The sequence below is a fragment of the Paenibacillus azoreducens genome (genome assembly GCF_021654775.1).
In the GTDB taxonomy this organism is placed as follows: domain Bacteria; phylum Bacillota; class Bacilli; order Paenibacillales; family Paenibacillaceae; genus Paenibacillus_AQ; species Paenibacillus_AQ azoreducens.
This window is the reverse complement of sequence record NZ_AP025343.1, coordinates 3,723,716-3,743,183: the sequence shown is the minus strand read 5'-3', so window position 1 is coordinate 3,743,183 and position 19,468 is coordinate 3,723,716. Positions and strand designations below refer to the sequence as shown.

The 19,468-nt window shown below is 46.2% G+C and carries 18 protein-coding genes; 15 read left to right on the top strand and 3 right to left on the bottom strand.

The annotated features are described in order from the left end of the window. Positions 1 to 201: 201 nt before the first annotated feature. Both L6442_RS16445 and L6442_RS16440 read right to left on the bottom strand, forming a co-directional pair. On the bottom strand, positions 202 to 1,419 hold the full coding sequence (locus L6442_RS16445; RefSeq protein ID WP_212979258.1) for a sialidase family protein: 1,218 nt from the start codon (positions 1,417 to 1,419) through the stop codon (positions 202 to 204). Positions 1,420 to 1,586: 167 nt separating this feature from the next. Continuing rightward, entirely contained in the window at positions 1,587 to 2,465 is an 879-nt protein-coding gene (locus tag L6442_RS16440) for a LysR family transcriptional regulator (RefSeq protein ID WP_212979257.1), read from the bottom strand. Positions 2,466 to 2,578: 113 nt separating this feature from the next. On the opposite strand from L6442_RS16440, the gene aroC reads away from it, so the two are divergent. The 3 genes from aroC (at position 2,579) to L6442_RS16425 (ending at position 6,348) form a co-directional block, all read left to right on the top strand. Beyond that, complete coding sequence (gene aroC / locus L6442_RS16435; protein WP_212979256.1) at positions 2,579 to 3,634, top strand: chorismate synthase; 1,056 nt, start codon at positions 2,579 to 2,581, stop codon at positions 3,632 to 3,634. A 380-nt stretch (positions 3,635 to 4,014) separates the two neighbouring features. Then, positions 4,015 to 5,196, top strand: coding sequence for an FxLYD domain-containing protein (locus tag L6442_RS16430; protein WP_212979255.1), 1,182 nt, complete (start codon positions 4,015 to 4,017; stop codon positions 5,194 to 5,196). 12 nt (positions 5,197 to 5,208) lie between these two features. After that, positions 5,209 to 6,348: a S1C family serine protease gene (locus tag L6442_RS16425; protein ID WP_212979254.1), complete on the top strand. Its 1,140-nt coding sequence runs from the start codon at positions 5,209 to 5,211 to the stop codon at positions 6,346 to 6,348. 213 nt (positions 6,349 to 6,561) lie between these two features. On the opposite strand, the gene L6442_RS16420 is transcribed toward L6442_RS16425, so the two are convergent. Then, entirely contained in the window at positions 6,562 to 7,317 is a 756-nt protein-coding gene (locus L6442_RS16420) for a class I SAM-dependent methyltransferase (RefSeq protein ID WP_212979253.1), read from the bottom strand. Between the two features lie 97 nt (positions 7,318 to 7,414). Here L6442_RS16420 and L6442_RS16415 point away from each other — a divergent pair, with 97 nt between their 5' ends. The 12 genes from L6442_RS16415 to L6442_RS16360 all read left to right on the top strand — a co-directional run bounded on the left by L6442_RS16415 (position 7,415) and on the right by L6442_RS16360 (position 19,333). Continuing rightward, complete coding sequence (locus L6442_RS16415) at positions 7,415 to 9,067, top strand: ABC transporter substrate-binding protein (protein WP_212979252.1); 1,653 nt, start codon at positions 7,415 to 7,417, stop codon at positions 9,065 to 9,067. Continuing rightward, positions 9,067 to 10,014 (top strand): ABC transporter permease, encoded by a 948-nt coding sequence (locus L6442_RS16410; protein ID WP_212979251.1) that lies wholly within the window; start codon positions 9,067 to 9,069, stop codon positions 10,012 to 10,014. Before L6442_RS16415 ends, L6442_RS16410 begins: the two co-directional genes overlap by 1 nt. Continuing rightward, entirely contained in the window at positions 10,011 to 10,814 is an 804-nt protein-coding gene (locus L6442_RS16405; protein ID WP_212979250.1) for an ABC transporter permease, read from the top strand. The genes L6442_RS16410 and L6442_RS16405 overlap by 4 nt, the downstream gene beginning before the upstream one ends. Next, on the top strand, positions 10,814 to 11,647 hold the full coding sequence (locus L6442_RS16400; protein WP_212979249.1) for an ABC transporter ATP-binding protein: 834 nt from the start codon (positions 10,814 to 10,816) through the stop codon (positions 11,645 to 11,647). The genes L6442_RS16405 and L6442_RS16400 overlap by 1 nt, the downstream gene beginning before the upstream one ends. Next, entirely contained in the window at positions 11,613 to 12,377 is a 765-nt protein-coding gene (locus L6442_RS16395) for an ABC transporter ATP-binding protein (protein ID WP_212979248.1), read from the top strand. Before L6442_RS16400 ends, L6442_RS16395 begins: the two co-directional genes overlap by 35 nt. Positions 12,378 to 12,644: 267 nt before the next feature. Beyond that, positions 12,645 to 13,712: a methionine ABC transporter ATP-binding protein gene (locus L6442_RS16390; protein ID WP_212979247.1), complete on the top strand. Its 1,068-nt coding sequence runs from the start codon at positions 12,645 to 12,647 to the stop codon at positions 13,710 to 13,712. Further along, positions 13,709 to 14,389, top strand: a complete 681-nt coding sequence (locus L6442_RS16385; RefSeq protein WP_212979246.1) for a methionine ABC transporter permease — start codon at positions 13,709 to 13,711, stop codon at positions 14,387 to 14,389. Before L6442_RS16390 ends, L6442_RS16385 begins: the two co-directional genes overlap by 4 nt. Positions 14,390 to 14,477: 88 nt before the next feature. Further along, complete coding sequence (locus tag L6442_RS16380) at positions 14,478 to 14,939, top strand: S-ribosylhomocysteine lyase (RefSeq protein WP_212979245.1); 462 nt, start codon at positions 14,478 to 14,480, stop codon at positions 14,937 to 14,939. 6 nt (positions 14,940 to 14,945) lie between these two features. After that, positions 14,946 to 15,716 carry an SDR family NAD(P)-dependent oxidoreductase gene (locus tag L6442_RS16375; protein ID WP_212979343.1) on the top strand — a complete coding sequence of 257 codons (771 nt, stop codon included), beginning with the start codon at positions 14,946 to 14,948 and terminating at the stop codon, positions 15,714 to 15,716. A gap of 45 nt (positions 15,717 to 15,761) precedes the next feature. Then, positions 15,762 to 16,604, top strand: a complete 843-nt coding sequence (locus L6442_RS16370; protein ID WP_212979342.1) for a MetQ/NlpA family ABC transporter substrate-binding protein — start codon at positions 15,762 to 15,764, stop codon at positions 16,602 to 16,604. A gap of 11 nt (positions 16,605 to 16,615) precedes the next feature. Next, positions 16,616 to 17,335 carry a 5'-methylthioadenosine/adenosylhomocysteine nucleosidase gene (locus L6442_RS16365; RefSeq protein WP_212979244.1) on the top strand — a complete coding sequence of 240 codons (720 nt, stop codon included), beginning with the start codon at positions 16,616 to 16,618 and terminating at the stop codon, positions 17,333 to 17,335. A gap of 228 nt (positions 17,336 to 17,563) precedes the next feature. Further along, positions 17,564 to 19,333, top strand: a complete 1,770-nt coding sequence (locus tag L6442_RS16360; protein ID WP_212979341.1) for an oleate hydratase — start codon at positions 17,564 to 17,566, stop codon at positions 19,331 to 19,333. The last annotated feature ends 135 nt before the right edge of the window (positions 19,334 to 19,468 follow it).

Here is a 19,468-nt window from a genome sequence, read left to right as displayed (position 1 = left end):
TGAAGGGCTGGACTAACGTTGGGGCGGTCACTGGACCCTGGTCTGTTTCTTTTTTTAGCATGACTCGATAGGGCTATAATTTTAACAAAATGGTGACAAACAGGTTGCCTCCGTTTTCACGCATTTATGATCGAAAAAACAAAAAAACACAGGCAAACGCGCTGCCTGTGTTTTTTGTTTTTTCATTGACCCATCAGGAGGTTATTGGTTATCGCCAAACCAAATGTTTTCAACCCCTGTCCGAGTGTCTGTCCAAACGGTGACAAGCCGACCAGTCTGCGGGACAACCGCATTTCCAATATAGTCTCCAATTAAAGTAAGGCCCGCAACACTAAACGAAGTTGTCGTAATGCGGGTATTGGTAAACGTATTTCCCCCATCCCTGGATGTAGCAAGAAAAACGTCAAGCTCAGGCGGATTGACTCGATTGGTGTAGTAGGAAACAAAAACCGCTCCATCCGTTGGTGAAACGGTGATCGCCGGGAAAAAGTTCTGGGTACCCGCCGGACTGTTTGCAATGGGCTTAGGCGTGCTCCAATCTACGCCAAAGTTTGTCGAGACAGACATAAAGATATCGGAATAACCTTGCCGAAAGTCCTGCCAGACGGCGTAGACATTTCCTCGCGTCGTGGGGGCGTTTGAGGTGTCCCCTGCTAAGGATGGGAATGTCAGGCATCTGAATTGATATCCCGGTAATGGCGAAGGTGCAACAACTACGGATGTAACCATAGTCTCGGGTCCGAATGTCGCCCCACCGTCTTGTGATGTTCGAGTATTAAAACTGCTGCTGCCGGGAGGTTGAGTAATCCATCCAACGATAACAATTCCATTTAATGTGATTGCAATTCCGGGAAATTCTTCAAATTCGTTGACTGAAGAGAGGAGAATTGGACCCGAATACGTATTGCCCCCATCTTGGGAACGATTAAAGAATATTGTATTTCCCGGTATAAATTGCGTGTTGTAATCATGCGTATAGCCAGTGTAAATGCTTCCCAAAAATGGGCTGGACCCAGCCTTATCGGCGATAACAACCACTTGGTCGTCATTGACAAACTGTCCAAATCCTTGGTTTACAATGACAGGCGGTCCGAACGAAGATGCGTTGTCGTTGGAGGTATAAGTTACGATTGTTCCGCTGAGACCGTCGGCGTCAAAGGCGTGTGCTGCCACGACGAATGAATTGGGAAAAAAATAATCAATATGTGGCGACTCTATGCCGGCAAATCCGGTTGGAAGCGGGAGTAACGTGGTGCTCCATGTTGCGCCTGCATCGATTGACTTGTACAATCCAATCAATGCAGGCCCTGTTCTAAAATCGACTGCCACCGCCACCATAACGGAGGGATTAAGCCAATTGACCGCGATGGTTGGCTCAAACTGGTTACTCGTACTTGGCGAGATTTGTACGTTCACCACGGTTTATTCCCCCTTCATAATAGCTGTTACTTATATGTATATGAACTATAAGTCCATGTTGAATGGACCAAATAAACCAGAAGTATATGGAAATTTCAAGATTTTTAGCGTGGTGTAATTGATGGTCATTACCATCACAGAGATGGCCCCTTAAAAAAATAGAATAGCTAAATAAGTATGCTTAAGAATGCTTCAGCCGCCAATGATGGAGACGATTGTTTCCTGACAGCTACACCTATACTTTGGTCGGGTAATGGTACCTCCATTTTTAGTTCCAATAAGGAGCCTTTCATGATTCGTGAAGCCACAAAAGCTCGAGGCAAGATAGCTACCCCGTAATCCCGCTCGACGAACTCTGCTAGCATCTCCAAACTGTTAAGTTCGAAGTCAGCGGCTACTTCCAAACCTTGTGACTTGAACCAACCTTCGATGAATGTGCGCGTTGCGCTTCCCGGGGAAAGCATTAAAAGGGGGAGTTCGGCCAGTTGTACAGTCGGCAAGGGGGCTTGCGCCAAATCGGAAAAGGATGTTCCCGCAACCACGCAATAGGACGATATAAAAGAGCTGACTATCTTGATTTCCTCATCCCCAACTGGAAGATAAACGTATCCCAGATCAAACAATCCCTGCTTTAACTGCTCCAAAATATGACCGGTCTTTTGCTGCGACAATTGGATTTTAATGTTGGGAAATTGGGAACGGAAGGTTTCAAGAGTAGGAAGAATATAGTCTTTGATAATAGCGCCATTCGCACCAATCCGCAACCGGCCTTCGTTCAACTGTCCTAACTTCTTCATGTAATGTTCGGCATATTCCAATTCTTCGAACACTTGTCTTACGTGGTGATGCAGGGCATATCCTTCCTGTGTTAAAAGGACGCCTTTAGATAAACGGTCGAATAATTTGACCCCAAGGGCATCTTCCAACTGCTTAATTGCATAACTAACGGAAGGCTGTGTCATATTGAGACTTTGTGCAGCTTTTGTCATATTTAAGGCTTCGGCTGTATGTAAAAAAATACGGTACCATTCAGTGTTAATAATCAAATGCTATCAATCCTCTCTATGACAAAGGTTTGATATTTCAATTTCATTTATTACAAGTATACCCTTAATCTAAAGGAGAAGGACATCTTATTAATAAAATAGGGGGAATATCTATGTCGGGAAGTACGTTTGGTGAACGTTTTAAAATGACTACATTTGGTGAATCGCATGGAGAAGCAGTAGGCGTAATTATTGAAGGCGTCACTCCTGATATTGAATTGAACGAAGAGTACATTCAAATTCAGATGGATCGCAGAAAGCCGGGACAATCTTCCGTCACAACTTCACGTAAAGAATATGATAGAATTCGTATTTTATCAGGAGTTTTCGAAGGCAGAACAACAGGGACGCCATTGAGCATAATTTTGAATAACACGGATATGCGTCCATCAGCGTACGACGACATCAAATTCATGTTTCGTCCAGGACATGCGGATTTTTCCTACGTTAAGAAGTATGGTTTTCGTGACTATCGAGGAAGCGGTCGGGCTTCAGGCAGGGAAACTGCCGCTCGCGTAGCTGCTGGAGCGGTGGCACGGAAGTTGTTGGAACGGCGAGGAGTCTCAGTAGTGTCATATACGACTGAGATCGGTGGCATCCGTTGCACAACATTCGACCCAGATGCCATTGAGCGAAACCCTGTTCGGGCATGTGATCTTGCAGCGGCGGACAAAATGATTGAGCGGATTGAAAAACTTGCAGCGGAAGGCGATAGTTGTGGTGGTATAGTAGAATGTCGCATTAGCGGAATTGCTGCGGGGTTAGGGGAACCCGTGTTTGATAAGTTGGATGCTGAGCTGGCAAAGGCCATGTTGTCTATAGGCGCAATCAAGGGAATTGAATTCGGAGCGGGCTTCCGTGCGGCATCCATGCTGGGAAGCGAACACAACGACCAGATGGATGAAATGGGATTTCGAACAAACCATGCGGGTGGCATTCTTGGAGGGATCAGTACGGGGGCGGATATTGTCTTCCGGGTTGTCGTCAAACCAACCTCCTCAATATCCATTCCACAGCAAACCATCGATATGGATGGAAACGAAAGGAATATAACAACAGTTGGAAGACACGATCCTTGTATCTGTCCCAGAATTGTGCCAGTAATTGAAGCAATGGCTTGTATGGTGATCGAAGACCACTATAAAAGACAGGCGGCGTTGCTGTACTAATAATTGGCTCATGATAAAATTTTATCTACATGAATACCGATAAGTCACAATACGAATTCTCCCCATTCATGAAGACTTAATGATTCATCAAATATTGGTTTTGTGAAGTTTAGTCGTCAATATTTACTGTGCAGACCTGGTGTATGAGGTTTATCGAAATAATATTCTCCTGTCCATCCACAATATGGTATAGTAAACTAGCGAGTTAGGTCTATTGAACCATACGCTTCGCTAAGGACCTGGCTTTTACATAGTACTGCGTACATCATCGCCGGCTAGGTGGAAAAAAGGACTCTGGGGGGAGAAAGGTGTATTGTCATCAGTGCGGGGCAAAGTGTGCCTCGGAGCAGAAAACATGCAGTAAGTGCGGTGCAAAATTATTGACGGAAGAAGTGCGCCAGGCCGTTCTGGAGGTCGCGGCGGGCACCGAGGCACTCCAGCGGTCGAACGCCGCGGCAGGTAAGCCGGGGGAAAACCTGCTTCCAGAGAATCAAGCAGTCATCTCCAAGAGAGGTAGCAAACGCGCGTTCCAGTGGATTATTCCGCTGCTGCTTGCCGGGGTCGTTGGCCTGGGGCTTACGCTTTATTACAAGCATGAGCAGTCCGTGAATCGGGAGGTGATGGCTCTGCAGCAGCAGGCGAAGAAAGAAGCATTGGCCGGACGTTACTCGGATGCCGTCCAGCTGCTAGAACGGGCCGAAGAGAAAAGGCCGCGCTATGCCGTGCTTGCTCGGGACCGGGAGCTCGCGTCCAAGGCTGCTCGACTTCAGACTCAGCTGGCCGACGTTTCCAAGCAGCTGAAGTCGCAGAAACTGGGTGAAGGCGAGAAAACGCTGAAGGAAATTGCGGACATGATAGGCAAGCGGGAAGAACCGTTGTTCGCGCCGCTTCAGAAGGTACTTGCGGCGGATCAAGTTATGCTAAAGGTACTAAGAATCAAAGGCGAGCTGGACAAGCTGAGCACGGTTGATGCGCTTGCAGACAAGTTGGACACGGTCCGCGGCCTTAGCGGCCAGGAAGCCGAAGCCGTCAAAGTACAGATTATAAACAAAATTACCGGTCTTAGTTATTCATCCGCCGAAGCGAAGCTGCGAAAAAAGGATTTTGCAGGAGCGCTGGCGGAAGTGGACAACGGACTGTCTTATGATACGGGCAACGAGAAACTGACGGCGTACCGAAAGCAGATCGCGCAAGCGAAGCGGGAATTCGAGAAAGCCGAGGCGAAGCGTATACAACTGGCCCAGCAGAAGGCGGCCGAAGAAGAATTGAATAACCGGACGGCGGCGGTGAATGTGTCGAACCTTAAAGCTGTTCTTGACGATTACGGCGATCTATCCATTACCGGGACGATCACGAACGGCGCGACTCGCCCGATCTATTCAATCAGCGTCAACATGGAGATTTACAGCAACTCCTCGGGAGCCTATATCGGCAATGTCTATACCGACGTTTCTCCGTTCAGGCTGAACCCTGGAGAATCAGGGGTCTTTTCAACCTCGTATTATGGGGTATACGAACAGGCGCAGGTTCAGGTTACCAACGCATCCTGGTATCTAGAATAGGAGGCATGGAACATGAGTAAAGGATTTTGGATGAGTACACTGAGCTGCCTGATCATCATTGGCTTGGGAAGCGGAGGCGCGTATATCATTCACCGGAGTGCCGAGAATCAGCTGGCAGGGCAGCCGCTACTAGCGGTGCAGACTTCAGCGAAGACGGTCACGCCGGTTGCAAAGACGAAGCCCCAGAAGACCCGCAAGGAGATTATCGAAGACAGCCAGAAACGGGTCGTCACCATCGAATCGGGAAGCGGACTCGGATCAGGATTTCTGTACAACAATGAAGGTGACCTGCTGACCAACGCCCACGTCGTAGCCGGGTCGGCGCAGGTGACAGTACGGACGCTGAATCACAAAGAATATAAAGGGAAAGTCATCGGTATCGGCACGGATATAGATATTGCTGTGGTCCGCGTACAGGAGCTTAAGAAGCTCGATCCGCTCCCTGTGGCTGAGCGCTACAAGCCGGAGATCGGGGACGAAATCCTCGCGCTAGGCAGCCCACTGGGACTGGAAAATACGGTTACAACCGGCATTATCAGCGGCCTTGGACGAAGCTTCGACATCGATTCTTATACATACAGCAATCTATACCAGATCTCTGCGCCGATCACCCATGGTAATAGCGGAGGACCGCTGGTCAACGCTGAAACTGGCGAGGTGCTGGGCATCAATTCGGCGGCCGCCACCGAGGAGTCGGGGATCGGATTCAGCATCCCAATCTCCAGCATTTTGCAGCAGGCAAGGGAGTGGTCGAAGACGCCGATGACCAAGCTTCCAGCCATAGCCGATGGAGATGAGTATGGTACGGACAGCGGCGGAGCGGTAGGGGACGAACGGGATATTGTCGCGTACTTCTATCAAAGCCTGAGCAACGGCGATTATGTCACTGCGTATTCCCTCCTGGGCAGCGATTGGCAGAGCGGGATAAGTTACGAAAATTTTCGAGCGGGATATCTGAATACCGGTTACATTACGCTAGACCACCTGTCGCTTGAAGAGCAGGCCGACGGTGCTATGGTCAGGGTTGAAATTACGGCCGAAGAGCGGCGCAAGAGCGGTACCGTCTATCAGAGTTACCGTATGAGCTACACGGTCGGTTATGAGAACGGAGAATTGAAGATTCTTCACGGCAAGGGGAAGAAGATTCAGTAAACCTGCGCTTATATAGGAATGTCCTTCATCACAAAGCGCTCAACTTCTGCACCTGTTCATGTGCGGAGGATAAGCATGAATCTCACGACGCACCTTCAAGAAGGGATAGCCGCAAGGCAGCTGCTGAACTGAATCATGCATAATGAATGCAGCCCTCTGCTTGTTCTGAAAGAGTAGAGGGCTGTTTGCTTTTAGCTTTTTTAAATATGAACCCTATTTTTCAGCGACGATCACAAACATGGGCCTATGACGGTTTAGGATTTTTTCTCCTGTACTGTAAAAGTTAGAATCGAATCCTTCATGAACTTGAATTTTACTAAAGCCAATAAACTTAAGCATTTCGCGGTCCCATTCGGGTCTTCTTACGTAGGTCAACGGTAAGGTAAGCGCCAGTTGATCCCCTTCCTCAATGTCTTTCTCTTCGCGGTAAGGCAAGAAACCTTGCTCAAAAGCCTCCTTCTTCGCTTGTCGATAGAGCGCTGCTTCCTGGGGATTACTCAAAAACAAATTCCAATTCGCATCGAAAACAATAACTTGCCCCTCGTCATTAAGCATCCTATGCCAATTTTGATAAGCGGCAACAGGATTATATAGGAACCAGGTTACATTTCTGGAAATGATGATATCAAATGTTTTTTCAGTTTTATATTCTATGATATCCGTCTCAATGACCTTGATATTGCAGTTATATTTTTCCGCATTCTTTTTAGCTTTGGCTATCATTTCCGGCGAGGAATCGATGGCAGTAACCTGATGGCCCATACGACTAAGCAAAACGCCAAAAAATCCGGGACCCGTTCCAACATCCAGGATCTTTAGATTTTGTTTGCCGGATAAAAGGTTATTCAGGATCGTTTTCCAATGATCATATGTATCCGTTTCAAATTCTGTATCTACGATTTCATCATAGACAGCTGCTCCTTTGTCCCAATAATCACGATATTGTTGCGCAAATTGATGCTCCGTCATGAAACATAGTCTCCTTTAGTAAAAAATATCTTGCAAATCGTAATGATTACGATTAATAATAAACAAAGATTACTCCGTATGCAAGTGTTCCTGTTTATTGCAGCAGTTTAATCACAAACATCGAAGGAGAGAAGTAGGAGGAGTAGGGATGTATAGCAGATATTGTTTCAGTGTTGTGGTTGTTTTGACGTTTTTGTTAATTATGGGGTGCTCACAAACAAAAAGCTCGACTTCCAGTACTGTCCAAGAAGCGAACAAGCAAATCGTTGTAGCGGTCACACAGGATACGGAAGGGGATAAACTTGATGCGACGACATACAATGGAACACGGCAAACGCATGCCGCCGTATATGATGCGCTTGTGGAATATGAAGGAGAAGGCAAAATCGCCCCGAGCCTGGCCGAATCATGGGAAGTCTCCGATAACGGAAAGACCTATCGTTTTCATCTAAGAAAACAAATCAAATTCTCGGATGGCAGTCCTTTGAATTCAGCAGCAGTTAAGTTTTCTTTGGAGCGAGCGACGAGCAGAGAAGAGAATGCTGGGCTTGAAATATCCCGTTTGCTAAAAAAAATAGAAGCTCCTGATGATAACACCGTCGTACTTACTTTTAAAGAAACCGCAACACAAGTATTGTATGAGCTTAGTCAAGCAAGGCCATTTCGAATTATGAGTCCAAACTCGGTCATTCCTGTGGGGGATGTGAATGGAACTTTTGACAAAGCGATCGGAACGGGCCCTTGGAAAATAGACAGCTATCATCAAGGAGTTGAGACGGTTCTGGTTGCAAACGAGCATTATTGGTTAGAGAAACCTTCAGAGTATTCTCTTGTTTTTAAAGTCATTACGGATCCACAGGCAAGGGTGTTAGCACTGCAATCCGGAGAGGCGGATCTTGCAGGCGGGGAACTTGGCAATATTCCAGCGGAAAGTCTAAGTGTTTTTCAAAATAAAGACAAGTATGTGGTTGAAACGGGGACCAGCACCATGTCCTATTTTTTGGTCATTAACCAAAACAATGCATTTCTATCGGATAAAAATATACGACAAGCCATGAATTATGGAAATGATACGAATAAATATGCAGATGGAAGCAGTGATCCAATCAAAGGATTGTTTCAAAAGAACGTCGCCTTTGTAACGGACGACAATCAGCCTTTCTATCCTTATCATCCCGAGAAGGCCAAACAACGGATTGAAGCCTCGGGCTACAAATGGAATGAGAAAAAGCAGCTATATGAGAGAGACGGACAAATCTTGCAGTTGCGATTGGTGATTCAAACGGAAGAATATCCGGAGTGGAAAGAGATGGCTGAAATTTTTCAAGACAACATGAAGCAAATAGGAATCCAAATTAACATCGTGAATAAGGAACGGGCAGCTTACTACGATACGCTATGGAGCAGCAAGGATTATGACCTGTTGATGTATCGAACGTATACCGATGCTCAATTGCCATATCGATTCTTGTCCTCTTTATTCTACAGTTCGCCGTCAACGCCGGGAGTTGCTTATCAAGATCGTCCATTGTCGGACTTGCTGGATCAGATTGCTTCTACGGTCTTAGCAGAAAAGCAGCAGGCGCTATTTGACCAAGTGTTTTTGCGCATGCACGAGGAAGCGATGTCAGTGCCGATTTACTACGCCAAGCAAACTTTTGTTCATTCGCGCGAACTTGTCGGCTTTACTTTCAATGCAATTGAAGACGATCCGGTGAAGTGGCATCGCTTAAAGAAAGAAGCACAATAATGCTGCGTTCCATGATCCATCGTCTGTTGATGCTAATGGTTACGCTTGTCCTATTTTCATTGTTCGTCTTCACACTAATGCGTCTGGCGCCGGGTGATCCGGCGTCGATGATACTGTTACAAATTGGAGTGGTACCTGAGCAATCGTTGGTGGCTCATTTACAGGAGCAGTGGGGCCTTGATCAATCGTTTATTCAGCAATACATAGCATGGGTACATCAGATCTTCCGAGGAGAATTAGGAAATTCTTTTATGTCTGGCGAACCGGTGTTAAATGAGATGATCGACCGCTTAGATCCGACGTTCAGATTGATTACAGGCTCCTTTTTACTTACGGCGTTGATTTCCATACCGGTTGGCATTTGGTTAGGATTAAATGCAGGCTCGATTCCGGATCGGGTTATTTATTCGGTAACCATTTTAGGGTTGTCAGTACCTTTATATTGGCTCGCTATTCTAATCATGTATGTTTTCGGTGTTATATGGCCTATTCTTCCCGTTGTCGGGAGCTCTTCCGCACTGCATTATGTGCTTCCAATAACGGCGATTTCCATCGCGGAAAGTGTTTACTTCATTCGGATGGTACGATCATATACCATTCAATATAGTAAATTCTCCTATATTGAGGCGGCAAGAGCCAGAGGCTTGCGACCATCTATCTTTTATCCATCTTATTTATTCCGCTCCATGTTCATTCCGATACTGACGCTAATCACGACTAGCTTGCCAAGCTTTTTTGGCGCATCTATCATAACCGAAACGATTTTTAGTTTTCCAGGGTTTGGAAAATATATGCTCGAAGCTATTTATCGCCGGGATTTCCCTGTCATTCAAGGAAGCGCGCTTTTCGTGGCTGCTTTTATATTTGTGTTTAATTTCGTAACCGATGTCCTATTTTTTTTAACCGATCCGCGTGTCCATCTTGACAAACAGAGGTGGGAACTATGATGAATCTCGTTCGAGCGAATAAACTTCCAACAACAGCCTTGTTATTTATTGTCTTGCTCATGGTTGCAGGACTCACGGCATCATGGATTTCACCTTATGACCCATTCCAAACCAATCAACAAGAAAAGCTTCTTCCGCCAACCCTCTCTCATCCGTTTGGAACGGATTATTTAGGCAGAGACTTGTTTAGTCGTGTGATTCATGGCATCGGCGACTCCGTGTTCCCTGTATTCGTAGTTCTCAGCGTTGTCATGTTGATCGGACTCTTCGTCGGCACGATAAGTGCCTTTTTTGGAAAAAAACTTGACATGTTGATGATGAGCTTGACGGATATATTTACGGCCATGCCGAGTGTCCTTCTCACCATCGTGATTGTCGGTTTCCTTGGTTTTGGCATGGAGAATGTCTATTTCGCAGTTATTCTTTCCTGGTGGGCCAAGTATGTAAGATTAATTCGTGGTTTGATCCATGATGTTAAAAAGGAGCCGTATATTATGGCGAGCAGGGTAAGCGGATCATTTGGAATGAGAACTATAATAAGGCATATGATGCCGAATATCGCCCCTCAGATTGGAACTATGTTGATTCTGGATGTAAGTAAGGTGATTTTGACTTTATCCGGTTTATCCTTTTTAGGAATTGGTGCTCAGCCTCCTTCGCCTGAATGGGGCGTTATGTTATTGGATGGGAAAAATTATTTGCAAGTTGCGCCATGGATGGGGTTTTTCCCGGGTTTTATGATTTTCCTGACAGCCTGTTCGTTCCAAATCGTAGGCGAGCGACTCAGGAGGGAGATGTGATGGATGCCATACTGGAAATAGAAAATTTGAATATTCGAAACGCATACGGTCAGTCGCTTGTACATCACAGCCGTTTTTCTTTGGAATCAGGGAAAACTTACTGCTTATTAGGGGAGAGCGGAAGCGGTAAAACATTAACAAGTAAAGCTATTTTAGGGATGCTTCCCGCTGATCTGCACATGACAGGTGACATCATGTTACGAGGCTATAAACTGAATCGTCTAACTGAAAAGGACTGGCGAAAAATCAGGGGGAAACGTATAGGTGCCATTTTTCAGCATCCTGAACAAGCATTGCATCCGTCGATCCCGATCGGCAGGCAATTCAGTGATCTGATGCGCAGTCATTTACCGATTTCGAGGCATGAGGCGGAAAAACAAGCGGAAAAGATGCTGGGACAAGTTCTTTTGAAAGATTCGGCTCATGTCATGAAAAGTTATTCTCATGAGCTAAGCGGCGGAATGAATCAACGTGTAATGATCGCGATGGCGCTTTGTTTAAAGCCTGAAGTCGTCATAGCCGATGAGCCTACGAGTGCACTTGATGTCACGACACAAGCGGAAGTCATATCTTTATTGCATCATCTCATATCGGATCTACACATGAGTATGCTGTTTATTACGCATGATGTACTCCTTGCGAGTTATCTCGCGGATACGATCGGTGTAATGCGTGATGGAAAAATAATCGAGCAGGGAAGCACCGAAAGGGTATTAAGGCAGCCTGAGCATGAATATACCCAGCAATTATGCAGGTATCGATCTCAGAGGTTCCTGAGCAAAGGAGGTGTTAGCCCCCGTGCTTCAAGTTCTACAGCTGTTCAAAGAAATTAATGGAAGGCAAATTCTGAACGACATTAGCTTCGAGATCGAAAATGGAGGCTCTCTGGCCATTATAGGCGAGAGTGGCAGCGGTAAATCAACGCTTGCTCAGTTGATTATGGCATTACAACAACCGACATCGGGTCAAATTATGTTTAACGGACGAAGCTTACCCAGCAAAAGAAGCAAATCATACAAAGAATGGTATCGGGATATTCAGATTGTGTTTCAAAATACGGCATCAATATTGAACCCGGCGATGAGCTTGTTTCAGTGTTTGGAAGAACCGTTAGTTAACTTTACCAACTTGAATAGATTGGAGCGCAAACACAGAATTCTAGAGTATTTAGACAAGGTGGGTCTTCGCGAGGACCTGCTTAGAAAACGCCCGGGTAAATTAAGCGGAGGGCAGTATCAAAGGGCGTGCCTAGCTAAAGCACTATTGATTAAACCTAATCTATTGATTTGCGATGAAATAGTTTCGGGCCTTGATATCGTACTGCAACAGCGGGTGATCGATCTACTGAAGTCCATCCAGAAGGAACAAGGGGTATCTCTTCTGTTCATCACCCATGACCTCTCGCTTATATCCGGACTTTGCAACGATATTTTAGTTATGAAAGGCGGGAATAAGATCGAGCAATTTCATACTTCTGACCTCCATAATGAGAAAAACCGGGATGCCTATACAAACATGTTAATCAAATCCACGCAAATGCTCGAAACCACGTGGGAGTTATAAATTACAGGCTCAAGTCAAGTGCTTGAGCCTGTTTTTATAATTGCATCTTTGAGCTCGCGAAGCGTGCGAAACCGATTTTAAGGTAATGTTTGTGTCATTAATACCGAGACCGCCAGCATGCTAACGCCGCACCGCGCTTCGTTAAAATGTTGGCGGAATCCCTAATAAAAAATTTTAGTTTCAATTCCGACTATTCTGATGTACAATAACTGAAATGAATTTTATGGAGATCTGAGTACATCGAAGTAATAGGAAGGGTTGGGCATTATGATTTCTCTATCTAATATTAATGTTACTTTTGAATCTGGCTCTCAGCCGGTGCCAGCCGTTCGGGATGTCAATCTGCAGGTTGATGCTGGTGATGTATATGGCATTGTAGGCTACAGCGGGGCCGGGAAGAGTACTTTGGTTCGCGTCATTAACCTGCTGCAGCGACCTACATCGGGAAGTGTTGAAGTGAACGGACAGGATTTACTGTCCTTGAATTCCAAAGAGCTGCGCGCGGCTAGAAAGAAGATCGGCATGATCTTCCAACATTTTAACCTGATGAGTTCCAGAACGATCTTTGATAATGTGGATTACCCTTTAAAAAGCTCCAAACTTTCCAAGCGCGAAAGAGCCCGGAAGGTCAATGATTTGCTTGAGTTAGTAGGATTATCGGATAAGCGGGAAGCTTATCCTTCTCAATTATCGGGTGGACAGAAGCAGAGGGTAGCCATTGCCAGAGCGCTGGCGAATGACCCGGAGATACTCTTATGCGACGAAGCAACCAGCGCTCTGGACCCCAAAACAACGTTATCCATCCTGAAATTGTTGAAGAAATTGAATCAAGACCTCGGCTTGACAATCGTTATTATTACGCATGAAATGCAGGTGGTGAAAGAAATATGCAACAAAGTAGCAGTAATGGAAGCCGGTCGGATTATCGAGCAAGGTGATATCGTCTCCATCTTCAGCAATCCGCAAAATGCGCTAACCCGCGATTTTATCAATACGGCGACTCATGTTGAGCAGACGCTGGAAAAGCTCGCGCTGCATCCGTCATTGGTCCATCTGAAGGATAATGATATCTTGTGCAAGATTTCTTATATTGGCGATAGTACAAGCGAGCCGGTTATTTCAGCGCTTACCGCGCGTTATCGGGTGACGACCAATCTTTTATTCGCGAATGTGGAAATTTTACAACAGACGCCGATCGGCAATTTGATCGTTGTCATGTCGGGCGCCGCCAGCGATTTGGAAGCAGCTCTGCAGTATTTGCAGGCGGTTAACTTGACCGTCGAGATGATCGACTCCCGTCTGTTACAGAACAGTAAAGCAGGTGATCCGGTATGAGCGATTTTTTCATGAAATATTTCCCGAATATATGGAGTTTAAGAGAGGATATACTCTTGAGCATCTATGAAACGATTTATATGGTGGCGGTGACCTCATTATTTTCCGTGTTATTCGGCATATTGTTTGGCGTTACCCTAGTTGTGGTAGATAAGGGAGGTATTTTGGAGAACAGGCTGATTTATAGTGTCGTGGAAAAAATCATTAACCTGTTCAGATCCATTCCGTTTATCATTCTCATCGCCGTTGTCGTTCCGCTTACCCGTCTAATCGTAGGGACATCGATCGGCATGCATGCAGCTATAGTGCCTTTGGTAATCGGAATCGTACCTTTCTATGCCAGACAAATACAAAATGCGCTGATAGAGGTGGATCCCGGGATAATTGAAGCGGCTCAATCCATGGGTTCGGGGCCGATTGAGATTATTTTCCGTGTTTATCTGAAGGAGGGCTTGGCAGGAATTATCCGCGCTTCTTCGGTTACGGTCATTAACCTGATCGGACTGACGACGATGGCGGGCGCTATTGGCTCGGGAGGATTAGGCAGTCTGGCTATTAATAAGGGGTATAACCGATTCCAGACGGATATCACGCTTGTAGCAACCATTTTGATCCTGATTCTGGTGTTTGCGTGCCAATTCATCGGTGATTATTTTACCAAGAAGGCAACGCATTAACATCAAGCCTGCAACGGTTTATGCAGTATCTGCCTCCGGGTACGTACTGAAATAAATATACAAAACTATAAAAAAGGACTGAAGTACAATGGCAAAAGTAGAAAGTTTCCAATTGGACCACACGATCGTAAAGGCTCCTTATGTCAGAGCGGCAGGGATCGAGCATGACGAGAAAGGCAGCACCGTGCAAAAATACGACCTGCGCTTCCTGCAACCGAACAAAGATGCAATTCCGACGGCTGCGCTTCATACTCTTGAACATCTGTTGGCTACATATATGAGGGATGAGATTCAAGGAATCATCGATATTTCGCCTATGGGGTGCAGAACGGGGTATTATTTGATTCTCTGGAATGAGCATGAACCGGAAGAAATCGCATCCGCATTGGAAAGAACGCTCCAGCGCGTATTGGAAACGACGGAGGTTCCGGCTGTATCTGCGTTGGAATGCGGCAATTACAAGGATCATTCGCTGTTCTCGGCGCAAGAATACGCGAAGATTGTACTGGGTGCCGGAATCAGCAGAGATCCATTTGAAAGGGTATTGTAATTCGTGATGATTACGCTTGATTTATCGCATCTAACGGCGGTTGTAACTGGCGGAAATTCAGGCATCGGACAAGGTATCGTGCAAATATTGCTGGAGGGCGGGGCTAAGGTTATCTCAGCCGATCTCGCGTATACAGATGATTATAAGGATATTGACGGTCGGTTATATGAGTCTAGACTGGACTTGTCCCGACCGGAGGATATCTATCGCTGGTCAGATATCCTGTTGGAGCAGTCAGGGGTTCCGGATATCGTTGTAAATTGCGCAGGCATTTCCACGATGGATTATGTGATTGACAGCAGGCTGGAAGATTGGGAAAAGGTATTCTCCATCAATTCCACCGGGCTATATCTGGTATCCAAAATATTTGCGAAGAAGATGGTCGAAGCCGGGAAACCGGGCAGAATCATTCAAATGGCATCACAGGCCGGAAAAAACGGATATCGGGCCATGGGCGGATACTGCGCGTCCAAACATGCTGTTCTAGGGTTAACTAAAGTCATGGCGATTGAACTGGCGCGGCATAACATTCTGGTCAATGCGGTATGTCCAGGTATTGTGGAGACGCCGATGAAGCATCGAGAACGTATTGAAGGCGGATTAATCCGCGGGATGACCGCAGAGGAGATCTATGCAGAGGATTGTTCTCAGGTTCCGCTGGGAAGGACCGCCGAGGTTCAAGATGTTGCGAATGTCGTGTTATTTCTGGCTAGCCCATTATCTTCATATATGACAGGACAGGCCATTAATGTAACCGGCGGCATGACGATGCATTAGGGTAATGATATTTTTTTCATCCAGGGGGGGCGAAGGCATATGAATATAAAAAAAACGTTGAGCGGATTAGCGCTTGGATTGACATTACTACTAGCGGCCGCAGGCTGTGGCAGCAAAGCAGCGGGCGACGGTGAGAAAATCGTTATCGGTTCCATGGGTTCCGACGCCCAGATTTGGAAGCATATCGCGCAATCTCAGGCGGCCAAGGATGCCAAGCTCAATATTGAAGTCAAGGAGATCGATGGCGGTGTCGTTACAAATAACGCAACCAAAGAGGGAGAAGTTGACGTGAACGCCTTCCAATCCTGGGGTTATTTGGTCAGCTACAATAAAGAAAGCAATGCTAATCTTGTAGCGGTAGCGACCACGTATCTGGAGCCGATGGGGATTTATTCTCAGAAGATCAAGAACATGAATGATGTCCCGGATGGCGCTCTCGTCGCATTGGCAGATAATCCGGCTAATACGGCCAGAGGATTAAAACTGTTGCAGGTAGCCGGACTCATCAAGTTAAAAGATGGTTTCAATGAGGGAACAGGTTCGGTTAACGATATCGCCGACAATCCCAAACATCTAAAATTCAAGTTGATCGACGACACGACCGGTCCGCGCGTGATCCAAGACGTGGATCTGGTGTTGATCGGTAATACGGTCGCAATGGAAGGCGGATTAAACGTATTGAAGGACTCCTTGTTCCATGAGGAAGTATCCGTCGACACAAAAAGCAGTATCAACGTGCTTGTGACCACCTCTGATAAAAAGGACGATCCTGGCATCTTGAAATTAGGTGAATTGTATCATAACGACGATACGCAAAAATATATAGAACAAGAATTCGGCGGCACGAAAGTGCCCGTAAATAAGCCGGTTTCATTCCTGGAAGAATAGAGAGGCTAACTATGAGAATTGCAATTATAGCTGCAATGGCGGAGGAAATGGCTCCGTTTCGCAGTGAATCCCGAATACAGGCAAGGTCACAGGTGGGCAAGGTCATCGTTGAAGAAGCAATTTACCGGGATCAGCCTATAATTTTGGTGGAAAGCGGTATCGGCAAAGTCAATGCAGCTGTTGCGGTTACGCTGCTTATCGAACGTTATAAACCGGATTTAATCATCAATTCAGGTTCCTCCGGTGCATTTGCCGATGGATTAAAGGTTGGCGATGTCGTTGTCGCTACACAGTACAGGTATGGCGATGTCGATGCGACCTGCTTTGGATATGAGCATGGTCAGGTTCCGCAAATGCCGGTGAAATATGATTTGGACGAGGAATGGGTGGATGTAGCCAGACAAGCTGCTGCAGTAGCAGATAAGCTGCCGTATTCCCTGGATTTCGGATTAGTACTGACGCTGGATTCATTCATGAGCGAATCGGAACGAGTCGAATGGATTAAATCGACCTTTCCTTCCGTCAAGGTATCGGACATGGAAGGGCTGGCGATCGTGCAAGCTGCTGCCCAATATGGCATTCCGGTGTTAGCCATCAAGGCGGTATCGGATATTACCGGACACGGTGGCGATACGGCCGACAGCTTCGATGATAATCTGGATGACGTTGCCAAGCATGCTGCACATTTTACTGAGCTGCTGGTTCAGCAGATCCAGTCGAGCGCCGTGTAGCTATATAAAATAATTCCGACCCGCAAGCGGTATGCCTTTGATAAGACATGCTGCTTGCGGCTTTTTGTCGTTGATTTATTAGACACATGACAACAAATGTTGAAATTTTGTACATAGGGCTTTTACTGTCTATTTTTATTCCATTTATGTTCCTATACAGTAAAGGTGTCAGGAACACTTATATTCCAATACAGTTAAGTGTCAGGAACATTAAAGGAGGTTGTTATGATGTATTACAGCAATGGAAACTACGAAGCTTTTGCCCGTCCGAAGAAACCACACGGTGTTGATCAAAAATCCGCCTATCTAATCGGCGCTGGCCTAGCATCACTGTCCGCAGCCGCATTCCTGATACGCGATGGCCAGATGAAAGGGGAAAACATTCATATTTTGGAGGAACTCGATATCTCCGGCGGCGGATTGGACGGCATCTATGATGACGGACGAGGATTCATTATCCGCGGTGGCCGTGAAATGGAGAACCATTTCGAATGCCTTTGGGATCTATTCCGCTCTATTCCTTCCTTGGAAACGGAGGGGGCATCGGTATTAGATGAATTTTACTGGCTCAACAAGGAGGATCCTAACTACTCCTTGCAGCGTGCTATCCTCAATCGTGGTGAGGATGCACATACCGATGGCAAATTCACACTTAGTCAATCCGCTTCGATGGAAATCATCAAGTTGTTCTTTACTCCAGAAGAAGCTCTTGAAGATATGAAGATTACAGATGTCTTTTCGGAAGATTTCTTCAACTCGAATTTCTGGCTTTACTGGCAGACGATGTTTGCGTTTGAACCATGGCACAGCGCGATGGAAATGCGCAGATATATCGCTAGATTCATCCATCATATCGGCGGATTGCCAGATTTCTCGGCGTTGAAATTCACCAAATACAATCAGTACGAATCCCTTGCGCTGCCACTACTCGAGTATTTGAAAAGCCATGGTGTTACCTTCCAATACGCAACGACCGTAACCAATGTCGAGTTTGACATTACGGAGAACAAGAAAGTTGCCAAAAAGCTGGTTTATGTTCAAAAAGGACAAGAAAAACATATTGACCTGACTGAAAATGATTTGGTATTCATCACCAATGGCAGCAATACCGAATGCTCCTCTTTAGGCGACAACAATACTCCTGCAGTTATGAACACATCCCTCGGGGGAAGCTGGGAGCTTTGGAAGAAGATCGCGGAACAAGATCCTGCATTTGGCCGTCCGGATAAATTCTGCGGCAACATTGCGGAAAGCAATTGGGAATCTGCCACCATTACAACGCTGGATGGCCGCATTCCGCCTTATATCGAGAAGATCTGCAAGCGCGATCCATTTAGCGGCAAGGTCGTTACCGGCGGTATCGTGACGGTAAAAGATTCGAAATGGCTGATGAGCTTTACGCTGAACCGTCAGCCTCACTTCAAATCCCAGCCGAAAGACCAGCTCGTCGTATGGGTATACAGCTTGTACTGCGACGTGCCGGGTGACTACATCAAGAAACCTATGAAGGACTGCACGGGTATTGAGATCACGGAAGAATGGCTCTATCACATGGGCGTACCGGAAGCAGAGATTCATGAACTAGCGGTAAATTCCGCGAACTGTGTTCCTTGCATGATGCCTTATGTAACCTCGTACTTCATGCCAAGAGCTGCGGGAGACCGTCCGAATGTAGTCCCTGATGGTTGCGTCAATGCCGCCTTTATCGGCAACTTTGCCGAAACACCGCGAGACACGGTGTTCACTACAGAGTATTCGGTACGTACAGCTATGGAAGCTGTGTACACGCTGCTTGACGTTGATCGGGGCGTGCCTGAAGTATTTGGATCCGCCTATGACGTCCGTGTATTGATGGATTCCACAGCCAAGATGATGGACGGTAAGAAACTAACCGAGATGGAGCTGCCTCCAACAGTGCAACTAGCTGCGATGACAGGCCTAGAAAAGATTTCCCGTACCAGAATCATGCAGCTGCTTAAGGAGTATAAGTTAATCTAAACGATTCCTTTATGCAGGATAGTTGATACGAAAAAATCGAACTTTCTCAATTAAGGGAAATCGGTCTATGTCGAAAGCAACCAATCAGTAATGACTGTTTGGTTGCTTTTTTATACCAGAAACCATTTGTAACTT